The sequence below is a fragment of the Paenibacillus sp. IHB B 3415 genome (assembly GCF_000802655.2).
GTDB classification, from domain to species: Bacteria; Bacillota; Bacilli; order Paenibacillales; family Paenibacillaceae; genus Paenibacillus_AQ; species Paenibacillus_AQ phytohabitans.
In genome coordinates, this window is the sequence record NZ_JUEI01000151.1 from 1 (window position 1) to 10,155 (window position 10,155).

General features: G+C 56.4%; 11 protein-coding genes and 1 pseudogene. 8 read left to right on the forward strand and 4 right to left on the reverse strand.

From position 1 onward, the window contains the following. Positions 1-1,067: pseudogene (locus QW71_RS37545) on the forward strand (NAD(P)H-hydrate dehydratase); the annotation flags it as partial. Between the two features lie 151 nt (positions 1,068-1,218). On the opposite strand, the gene QW71_RS35500 reads toward QW71_RS37545, so the two are convergent. Both QW71_RS35500 and QW71_RS35505 read right to left on the reverse strand, forming a co-directional pair. Beyond that, entirely contained in the window at positions 1,219-1,674 is a 456-nt protein-coding gene (locus QW71_RS35500; protein ID WP_039310540.1) for a hypothetical protein, read from the reverse strand. Between the two features lie 67 nt (positions 1,675-1,741). Beyond that, positions 1,742-2,638 carry an SDR family oxidoreductase gene (locus tag QW71_RS35505; RefSeq protein WP_039310542.1) on the reverse strand — a complete coding sequence of 299 codons (897 nt, stop codon included), beginning with the start codon at positions 2,636-2,638 and terminating at the stop codon, positions 1,742-1,744. A 146-nt stretch (positions 2,639-2,784) separates the two neighbouring features. Here QW71_RS35505 and QW71_RS35510 point away from each other — a divergent pair, with 146 nt between their 5' ends. The 3 genes from QW71_RS35510 (at position 2,785) to sdaAA (ending at position 4,910) form a co-directional block, all read left to right on the forward strand. Then, entirely contained in the window at positions 2,785-3,201 is a 417-nt protein-coding gene (locus QW71_RS35510; protein WP_039310545.1) for a GNAT family N-acetyltransferase, read from the forward strand. Positions 3,202-3,324: 123 nt separating this feature from the next. Beyond that, a complete protein-coding gene (gene sdaAB / locus QW71_RS35515) occupies positions 3,325-4,035 on the forward strand; it encodes an L-serine ammonia-lyase, iron-sulfur-dependent subunit beta (RefSeq protein ID WP_039310548.1) in 711 nt (236 codons plus the stop codon). Then, positions 4,032-4,910: an L-serine ammonia-lyase, iron-sulfur-dependent, subunit alpha gene (gene sdaAA / locus QW71_RS35520; protein ID WP_039310551.1), complete on the forward strand. Its 879-nt coding sequence runs from the start codon at positions 4,032-4,034 to the stop codon at positions 4,908-4,910. Before sdaAB ends, sdaAA begins: the two co-directional genes overlap by 4 nt. Before the next feature lie 36 nt (positions 4,911-4,946). On the opposite strand, the gene QW71_RS35525 is transcribed toward sdaAA, so the two are convergent. Beyond that, complete coding sequence (locus tag QW71_RS35525) at positions 4,947-5,249, reverse strand: hypothetical protein (RefSeq protein WP_039310552.1); 303 nt, start codon at positions 5,247-5,249, stop codon at positions 4,947-4,949. A 79-nt stretch (positions 5,250-5,328) separates the two neighbouring features. Between QW71_RS35525 and QW71_RS35530 the strand changes: the two genes are divergently transcribed. Beyond that, on the forward strand, positions 5,329-5,523 hold the full coding sequence (locus QW71_RS35530; protein WP_039310555.1) for a YwbE family protein: 195 nt from the start codon (positions 5,329-5,331) through the stop codon (positions 5,521-5,523). 230 nt (positions 5,524-5,753) lie between these two features. Here QW71_RS35530 and QW71_RS35535 read toward each other — a convergent pair whose 3' ends face one another. Further along, entirely contained in the window at positions 5,754-6,557 is an 804-nt protein-coding gene (locus tag QW71_RS35535; protein ID WP_039310556.1) for an HNH endonuclease, read from the reverse strand. A 291-nt stretch (positions 6,558-6,848) separates the two neighbouring features. On the opposite strand from QW71_RS35535, the gene QW71_RS35540 reads away from it, so the two are divergent. The 3 genes from QW71_RS35540 (at position 6,849) to QW71_RS35550 (ending at position 9,847) form a co-directional block, all read left to right on the forward strand. After that, on the forward strand, positions 6,849-7,331 hold the full coding sequence (locus tag QW71_RS35540; RefSeq protein WP_039310553.1) for a hypothetical protein: 483 nt from the start codon (positions 6,849-6,851) through the stop codon (positions 7,329-7,331). A 53-nt stretch (positions 7,332-7,384) separates the two neighbouring features. After that, a complete protein-coding gene (locus QW71_RS35545) occupies positions 7,385-8,401 on the forward strand; it encodes a LacI family DNA-binding transcriptional regulator (RefSeq protein ID WP_039310558.1) in 1,017 nt (338 codons plus the stop codon). A 102-nt stretch (positions 8,402-8,503) separates the two neighbouring features. Then, positions 8,504-9,847 carry a glycoside hydrolase family 30 beta sandwich domain-containing protein gene (locus QW71_RS35550; RefSeq protein WP_039310554.1) on the forward strand — a complete coding sequence of 448 codons (1,344 nt, stop codon included), beginning with the start codon at positions 8,504-8,506 and terminating at the stop codon, positions 9,845-9,847. The last annotated feature ends 308 nt before the right edge of the window (positions 9,848-10,155 follow it).

A 10,155-nucleotide genomic window follows, 5' to 3' on the forward strand; every position in this document is an offset into this window, starting at 1 on the left:
GCGAACGCCAGCGGCAGGCTTATTGTGTCCGCGGACATCCCCAGCGGGCTGGACGCGGACACGGGCGAGACGCATGAGCCCTGCATTCATGCGGCGGTGACCGTCTGCCTCGCGTTCCTCAAACGCGGGCTGCTGCAGTATCCCGGCGCCGGAGCAGCTGGGCAGGTGGTGGTCCGCTCCATCGGCATCCCCGCTGCCCTGGCGCGTGAGAGCGGCGTCCGGGTCAGCCTGCTGACGCCGGAAGTGCTGCGGACACGTCTGCAGGTCGACGTGTCGCGCCGCCGTTCGCCCGAAGGCCACAAGGGCACTTACGGGCATGTCCTGCTGGCAGCAGGAAGCCTGCGCATGAGCGGCGCCGGCCTGCTGTGCGCCCGCGCTGCGCTGCGCGCCGGCTGCGGGCTGGTGACGTGGGCGCTGCCGGATAAGCTGCTGCCCTATGTGATCGGCTGCGCACCTGAGCTGATGCTGGCCCCGGTATCCGGCGGCGACGGGGAATGGAATGCCGGTACGGCGGCTGAAGTGCTGCAGCTAAGCGGAAGCCGCGATTGTATAGCTGTCGGCCCCGGTCTTGGCCGGTTCGAAGGAGATACGGATTGGCTCCGCAGACTTTGGGAGGAGACGGAGTCTCCCCTGATTCTCGATGCGGATGCGCTGAATATACTGGCGGATGCCGATTACGGGTCCTGGAGCCGCCGCCATCCGGTAATTCTGACCCCGCATCCCGGGGAGATGGCCCGGCTGGCAGGGACTTCTACAGCCCAGGTGCAGCGTGACCGGATCGGACTGGCGCTGTCTTATGCCGCAGCGCACGGCGTGATCCTAGTGCTTAAGGGAGCCCATACAGTAATAGCAACGCCCGAAGGACAGGCTTATGTTAACATCACGGGTCATCCGGGAATGGGAACCGGCGGCGCGGGGGATGTGCTGACAGGAATCATCTCCGGCCTGCTGGCCCAGGGCCTGGATGCTGCACAAGCGGCAGCCTTTGGGGTCTATCTCCATGGGCCGCCCGGAAGCGGGCCAACCCGGCGGCCTTGATCGCCGGGGATATTATTGAGGCGCTGTGAACCGTAACTCCTGAGCTGCTGCGGCTCATTATCTATACACCATACCTTACCCGTGATCCTGCCGCTTCTGCTGCGCCCGTGCGAGTCTAAGGGGAGAATTGCTCTGCCCTGAATGGATTAATATTACGGCTCTGCCAGCGGCGGTACTGTATCAGAACAAGACCAGGCAGAGCAGCGGAATAAACAAGGCGAAGAAGGGAAGCAGGAGCGGGTAGCGTTCGCCGGCAATCTGGGCGAACCGGAACAACAGCAGCACTACAAGTCCGGCAAGACCGCTGGTCATTGCATCGCCGCCCTGCTCAGAAGCCAGCCACAGGCCGGCTCCAAAGCCGGCTACGGCGTATAACACCAGGGCCGGACTGAGCGAAGTGGACCGGAACATGCGCAGCAGGGCATCGGCAAGTATCGCTGCCGGTAAGCCGTAAGCGTAAATGGCATACGGCACCGATACCGGCCAGCCATCCGGCACTCCGCCTTCGTATCCATGGCCGAGCATAAACAGGGAAACGAGAATAAAGGTCAGTCCGGCGGCCGACAGCTTGGTCAGTGCGTACATGCCCGCAGTCAGGCGGACAGAAGGCAGATCATAATCCTTATGTGTGGTCATCGCTTAACATCCTTTCGGGGTGGGTGAAGAGCACGGCCGGAATGACCGGACGAATCCGGAGCATGAATCAGCTTGTAACCATGTCCCCTCCGTTAACATGAATACAGGTGCCTGTTACATAGGAAGCATCAGGGCTGGCCAGATAGACATAGGCTCCTGCCAGCTCATAGGGCTGTGCCGCCCGCTTGAACGGGGTGTCTGTGCCGAATACACTGACCTCTTCAGCGGAATAGCTGGAAGGAATCAGCGGTGTCCATACCGGACCGGGAGCCACACTGTTGACACGGATGCCGCTGTCCGCCAGTGAAAGAGCCAGGGAGCGGGTGAAGGAGACAACGGCGCCTTTGGTGGATGAGTAGTCAATGAGCTCCTTGTTGCCCTGGTAAGCGGTAATGGAGGCGGTGTTAATAATGCAGCTTCCTTTGTGCAGATGCGGGAGTGCGGCCTGGGTCAGGAAGAAGAAAGGGAAGATATTGGTGCGGTAGGTCTGGTACAGCTGCTCCTCCGTGATATCCAGAATGCTCTTCTGCGGATATTGGACGGCGTGGTTATTCACCAGAATGTCCAGCTTGCCGAAGGTCCGCACGGTGTGCTCCACTGCTTCGAAGCAGCACTCTTTATAGCGCAGATCCGTCTCAATCCGCAGGCAGCAGCGTCCAAGCTCTTCTATCCGGTGCTGCGTAGCTGCGGCATCAGAAGCTTCGTCCAAGTAAGCGATGGCAATATCTGCCCCTTCTTTGGCAAAAGCGATGGCAGTTGCTCTTCCAATGCCGCTGTCTCCGCCGGTAATCAGGGCAACCTTTCCTTTGAGCCTGCCGCTGCTGCTCTCAGGGTTCTCGCTGATCGGACGCGGATTCATCAGACTCTCCAGACCCGGCTGGCGGTCCTGGTGCTGTGGGGGGAAGGCGATAGGCTGCACGCGGCATACCGTCTTTTCTCCGTAATAGGGGTAAACGGGATTCATCGGGTGATACTCCTCCTTGTCTGTTGGCTCTCCGTATATTGGTATGCATGCGCCCAGAAAAGCGTGCGCCGCAGTCCTCTTCTGGGCGATCCTTAAGACGGTCTTATCTTTACATACTAAAAACTTAGAAATGGAGAGAATAACTAATGCTATACAGACCAATGACAGCCGATGATTACGAGGCAGCTTATCAATTATGGAAGAATACGGACGGGATGGGTCTTAGTGAAGCAGACTCGCGCGGGGAAATTATCCGTTATCTGGAGCGTAATCCGGGAATCAGCCAGGTGTGTGTGGATGAGGACGGTACACTTGCGGGTACAGCGGTGTGCGGACATGACGGGCGCAGAGGATATATGTATCATGTGGCTGTCAGCAGCAGCAGCCGGGGTAAGGGTGCCGGGCGTGAGATGGTCACACGCTGCCTGGAGAGACTGCGGGAGGAAGGCATCAGTAAATGCCATCTGATGGTCATCGGGCATAACGCTCTGGGCCGCAGCTTCTGGTCAGGCACCGGCTGGCAGGAGCGGGATGGCCTTGTGCTGTTCTCGCGGAACAGCTGATAGTTCACAAACAATGTAATAGTGTAGCTTTTGTGCGGACGCAGTATAATATATAGGAGCTTTACAAATGACTTGCACTATTCTATGTGCAATGTCGAATTTTGATAGCGGGAGACCTGAGCGATGCGGTTTAAAGATGTATTCTCAATTATCGGTCCGGCGATGGTCGGACCTTCCAGTTCGCATACAGCGGGGGCGGCGCGGATCGGCAGAGCGGCACGCCAGGTGCTCGGTGAAATGCCGCGTACGGCAGAAGTCACGTTCTTCGGTTCTTTTGCGGCCACGTATCAGGGACATGGAACAGACCGGGCTATTGCCGGAGGTCTGCTGGACTTTACCACCGATGACCACCGGTTGCCGGATTCCATAGAGCTTGCGGCCGAAGCCGGAATGGAGATTTCCTTCGGCCAGGGAACGGGCTTGTTCCCCCATCCCAATACGGTCCGCTTGCGGCTTACCGGCAGCGAGAGCGGCACAGAGCTGATGCTTACCGGGATCTCGATCGGCGGCGGCAATATCGAAATTGTTGATATTGACGGGTTCGGCGTGAAGCTTACCGGCATGTATCCAACCGTGCTGATTAATCATATGGACTATCTGGGCGTACTGGCCAGCGTTACGGATGTAATGCGGCAGGGCCAGTGCAATATTGGACATATGTCGCTGGACCGCAAGAACCGCAGCGGAGCAGCCTTGACGGTGCTGGAGCTGGATGAAGCCGCTACACCGGAGCTGCTGCGGAATCTGCGGGCGCTGCCGGCTGTGAAGTCCGTGAAAGTCGTCGATTTGAATGAACAGGCACATGAGCAGAAAGGAAAGGACATTACATCATGAATTTTCAAACACTCAGCCAGCTGGCTGTATTATGTGAAGAGCGGGGTCTGGGAATCGGCGCTCTGATGCTTGAGGAGCAGAGCGCGGAGTCGGGGCGTTCCAAGGAGCAGGAGTTCGCTACCATGAGCCAGTATTACGGCGTAATGAAGGAAGCGGTGCACCGCGGCATGCATGAAGACACCACCTCACGCAGCGGTCTGACAGGACTTGACGCCCAGCGTGTGGCTGCTTACAATGCAGCGGATGAACCTTGCCTTGGCGGTCCTGCCGGCCAGGCCATGGCGTATGCTCTTGCGGTTTCGGAAGTGAATGCTTCCATGGGGCGGATTATTGCTACGCCGACCGCAGGCTCCTGCGGAATCATTCCCGGGGTGTTCCTGAGCTGTCAGGAGCGCTTCGGCTGGGAGGATGACTATATGGTTACCGGCCTGTTCGCGGCTGGAGCCATCGGGTATGTTATTGCCAACAATTCCTTTGTATCGGGAGCGGAAGGCGGCTGTCAGGCCGAGGTCGGCTCAGCCATCGGGATGGCGGCAGGCGCCTTGACCGAAATGCGCGGCGGCACACCGGCGCAAGCCGTGCATGCCGTAGGGCTGGCACTCAAGAATACACTGGGGCTGATCTGTGATCCGGTAGGCGGACTTGTGGAGATTCCATGTATTGTCCGTAACGGCTTCGGCGCCGTCACGGCGCTTGCTGCGGCGGATATGGCACTGGCCGGTGTCCGCAGTGTGATTCCGTCCGATGAAGTGATCAAGGTCATGCTGGAGGTGGGCTCCGCCATGCCCGAGAAGCACCGCGAGACGGCGGGGGGCGGACTGGCGCAGACGCCAACCGGCCGCCGGATTATGAAGGGTTTACGGAACAAGAAATAATCTGCGGAGCTTTCGGACGGGCCATTTTTTGCGGGGCTACAGCATACGGAACCGTTCAAGCTGATCCCACAGCCCCTCACGCCGGAGGATTTCCTCCTGCTTCGGTCCCATCAGGTCGAAGTGGGGAAAAGGCTGGCGGTTATGAATATATTGCGGCGGAAGACCGTTCTTCCTGCACCACTCCCTCAGGCGGGGGAGATCACTGCACCCGACCTTGGTCACTGTGGTGATGTCAGGAAAACGCTTGTCCAGCCAGTAATGCGTAAGGAACGCGATTTCACCAGCGGAGACCGCTTGTTTCCAGCGGGCTAGCTCTGCTCTGTTAATGCCAAAGGCCATAGCTGTCATCATCCTTATTGATCATAGTGAATTGATTATATACAAGAATATAAGATATTTCCGGAAAGGGGAGAAGAACATGAACGGGCAAGTTAGAGCGGATATCCGCCCCGGAATTCAGGTTGATATTGTACTGAAGCAGGATCAGGCGACCGGCAAACTCACACATGGCGCGGTTAAAGACATCCTGACCAATTCGCCCCGCCATCCGCACGGAATCAAAGTGCGGCTGACTGACGGACAGGTAGGACGGGTCAAGAACATTACAGGCTAAGCAGTATACAGAAGAATGAAGAAGCGCCGCGAGCCGGGGCGGCTGTGTCCCTTGGGCAGCCGCCGGGGTAAGAGGCGCTTTTTGATTTGCGTACAGGATCATGTGCCCTGCTTAGCGGCCCATGAATTCCTCTACATACTGGGCGCCGCGAGCCGGGGCGGCTGTGTCCCTTGGGCAGCCGCCGGGGTAAGAGGCGCTTTTTGATTTGCGTACAGGATCATGTGCCCTGCTTAGCGGCCCATGAATTCCTCTACATACTGGTCGGCCTTGGTCTGATTACATAAATTGCAGGCGCAGACACAGTTGTCCGGCGTAGTGTGCCCGCCCTTGGCACGGGGCAGCAGATGGTCAATGGTATCCCCGTATAAGCCGCAGAAATAGCAGATATACTGGTCCCGGGTCAGAATATAGGCGCGGAAATCCTTATTGCTGTATAAGCGGCGGATCGTACGGCGGTTCACGACAACTGCGGCATGCTCCCGGACAAGCGTTACCGCAAGCTCAAGATCGATCTCCTGATGCCAGCGCCGGCCTTTGTCGCTGTGCCCGCGCATCAGAATCATACCCTTGCCTGAAGGGATGAGCGCAGAGGCATCCTGGGGATCGGGCTTCGGTCCGCGCTGCTGGGGGATCGTGCGTCCCGTTTCAGCACTGCGCGGACGTGCCCTGCCCTTGAGGCCGGAGGTACCCGGGCTGCCGCGGCCTTCCTTGGCACGTTCGGGCAAGGAAGGCTGACGGCCCAAGGCAGCAGGCGGTTTGGCAGCTCCGGAGCCCGCTGCAGAGATCGAGACCAGTGTCTTATCCCGCTTGGCAGTCCCCGTACCGGGTGGACGCTCCGGCAGTGCGGGTGCCGCGCTTGCACGCGGCGGCGCAGCCGCAGCCCCTGCTTCGCGTAGCTTGCGGCATTCCCGGCAGGCTCCGCGCCGGGAGATTCCCTTGGAGCGCTTGCCTGTGCGTCTGCGGAATTCGGAGAGCGGCTTAAGCTGATGGCAATAGGCACATTGTTTGGATGGAGGAAGAATAGTTTCAGTCATAAGTATACTTGGCAGGACGGCCCTCAGCCGCAACTGTCCAATCCCTTCTGTATTTTGAAATAGAAACTTATTTACGGTATACCGTCATGTGATTTCATTGATTTGATAATAGTATAGCGTAAAGCACAGGTATTCACACAGCATGCGCCAAAAGCCGCAAATCTCCAGGGCTGTGAAATCCTTCTTCGCAGTCTTGAAGAAAAACCCGTAAACTCGCAAGGTAAGGCTGTAAATTGATGATGAGGCTTGTATAGGAATACAATATTTATGAACCAGAGAGGAGGAAGCTGAATGACCGTTAGTGAAAAAAAGCCCGGGGCCGTAAGACTGCTGTTTGTGCTTCAGGCATTCTTAGGCCTTGGAGCTGTCGCCGGAGGGCTGGTCCTGCTCGCCGATCCCAGTGGTGAAATGATTGGAATGCCGGCGTCCCTACTGGAAAGATCTCCGTTTGACAGTTATGCAATTCCCGGCATTCTGCTGCTGGTCATTTTTGGGCTGCTGCCGCTAATGGTGCTCTATGGTCTTTTTAAGCAGCCTGAGTGGTCTTGGGGCTATGCGCTGACCCCGTTTAAGGCGCTGCATGCAGCATGGAGCTTCTCGCTCTATATCGGCTTTGGGCAGATTATCTGGATTATGGTGCAGACGTATATGATGGATACAGTCAGTATTGTTCATGTTTTCTACATGTCTCTGGGCATGCTGGTTCAGATCGTTACGCTGCTGCCTGCGGTACAGAGATATTTTATGCTGGACGGCCGTTCTGAAAGAAGTTAGAATGACAGTGAACATAAAAGGGCTTTCATTTGGGCCGCGGGAGTGAACCGGAAGTGACTACCATATATGATATTGCCAAAAGAACCGGCTATTCACCAACCACGGTATCCAAGGCGTTCAATAACTACTCTGACGTGCGGGAGAAGACGCGGCAGGAAATACTGCGTACCGCCCAGGAAATGGGATATCTGCCTAATGCGCATGCGCGTACACTGACGACCAAGAAATCCTGGACAATCGGTGTGCTGTTTGTGGAGAATACGGGAGCGGGTATCCGCCATCCTTTCTTCAGTGCAGTTATTGAGAGCTTCAAGCAGGTTGCCGTAGCCAAGGGTTACGCCCTCATGTTTATCTCGAAGGATGTCGGCGGCAAGCAGAGCGGATATCTGGAGAACTGCCGGATTCGCGGAGTCGATGGGGTTGTAGTGTTCCTTTCCGATTATGAGGATCCTTATTTCCGTGAGCTTCTGGAGAGTGATATTCCTACAGTGGTTCTCGATTTCGAAACGGCGTTGTCGCATACGGTCTGCTCGGATAATATGACTGGTGCACTGCAGGCAGTGGAATATCTGGTATCGCTCGGACACCGCAGAATTGCCCATATTTCGGGAGGCGGGAATACGTATCCGGGACAACAGCGGGAGCTGGGGTACAGAGCGGCGATGGAGCAGCAGGGTTTTGAGGTGCCGGACGAATATGTTGCCGAGGGAGCATTCTACTCTCTGGAGAACGGCTACGGCGCAATGAAGTCTTTGCTTGAGCTGCCGGAACGGCCGACGGCTGTGTTTGCTTCAGGTGACTTGCTTGCACTGGGTGCCGTGATGGCTGCCAAGGATCAGGGCCTGTCTGTACCGGAGGATATTTCAGTCATGGGTTATGATGATATTGAGCTTGCCGGATATGTTACACCTGCGCTGACCACCGTCCGCCAGAACACGGAGCTGCTGGGTACCCGGGCGGCGGAGCTTTTGCTGGCTTCGATGAACGGCCCGCGTACAAATCAGGAGGCGCTGGTTCTGCCTGTAGAGATCATCGTCAGAGATTCCTGTGCACCGCCGGGCAGGAGATAAAGTGCGTTCAACCGGGAATGCATTTTTTTTCAGCAAAATCGAAACCGGTTTCGATTTCTTTCGTTTTTATTCCGGTTTTAAATTATGAAGGAGTGAATCCACATGCCAACCGTTCAAACCGTAGTAACCGCCAAAGATACAGCAGATCGTCTGAGCTCCAGGGAAGGTATTCAGTTCAAGGCGGCAATCCCCGGTACAACAGCAGATATACTGCTGCAGCCGGAGCAGGAGTTTCAAACAATCATTGGTTTTGGCGGCGCTTTCACTGAAGCGGCTGCGTATACCTTGTCCCGGATGAGTCCGGAGAAACGGGCAGAGGTCATCCGGCGTTATTTTCACCCGGTGGACGGCCTGAATTACAGTATGGGCCGCGTGCATATTCATAGCTGTGACTTCGCGCTCGGCAACTATACCTATGTGCAGGATGAGGATACGGAGCTTGCGACCTTCGATATTTCGCATGATCACCAGTGGGTCCTGCCGCTCATTAAGGATGCTATGGAGGTAAAAGGAGGGCCCTTCACGATGCTGGCTTCGCCTTGGAGCCCGCCGGCCTGGATGAAAACAAACGGGGAGATGAATAACGGCGGTTCGCTGAAGCCGGAATATGCTGCAGTCTGGGCGCGCTATTATACCAAATTCATCGAGGCTTACCGCAAAGAGGGCGTTCCGGTCTGGGCGGTGTCGGTGCAGAATGAGCCGGCGGCAGTGCAGACCTGGGACTCCTGTGTATACACTGCTGAAGAAGAACGCGATTTCGTCAAAAACCACCTCGGCCCGGTGATGCGCGAGGCCGGAATGGAGGATGTGAACATCGTCATCTGGGATCACAACCGCGATATTATGATTGAGCGCGTGATTCCGATTCTGTCCGATCCGGAAGCAGCGCAGTATGTATGGGGAACCGGAATCCACTGGTACGGCGGCGAGGAGTTCGACAAGGTGGAGAAGGTGCATGAGCTTTTCCCGGATAAGCATGTGCTCTTCACCGAAGGCTGCCAGGAAGGCGGCGTGCGTCTGGGGGAATGGTTCACGGGTGAGCGCTACGGCCGGAATATGATCGGCGATCTGAATGCCTGGACAGAGGGGTATCTGGACTGGAATCTGGTGCTGGATGAGACGGGCGGACCGAACCACGTGGGAAATCTCTGCGATGCTCCGGTGATTGCGGATACGACTACGGACGAGGTTCACTATAACAGCTCGTATTATTACATCGGGCATTTCAGCAAATTCATTGCGCCGGGTGCTGTGAGGATCGGGCTGCAGTCGGCTGCCGAAGGCGTACTGTCAGCGGCGTTCCGCAATCCGGACGGCAGCATCGCTGTTGTATTGATGAATGAAGGCGAAGCAGAACGCTCCCTGACGCTTGGCTTCGGCGGTGAAATCGCTGAGTGCACATTGCCTGCACATTCCATTGCCACACATCTGATTTCGCAAGGTTAAGCTTGCGATGGGGAAGAAAGGAAGCGCAGAGCGGGCAGAGTTGACTCATACGGCAAGCTTGGAGTATGGAGGTGGAGGGGGGAATTTTGTAGGTAAGTAGGCTAGATGCGTGGAAGCTGGGAGTTAAGTAGTTAGAAATAGGCGTTAGAAGCTGTAAGCTAAAGTTTGATTCGGAGTGAGTTCAAGCCCTTCCTAGCCGTCTGTTGCACTTTGTACACTAGATTCCTCCTATCTCCGCCGAAACTAGCGATCAATTGCCAGTACACTTGCACCAAACCTGACATGAGTAGATATGGAAAAATAACCCT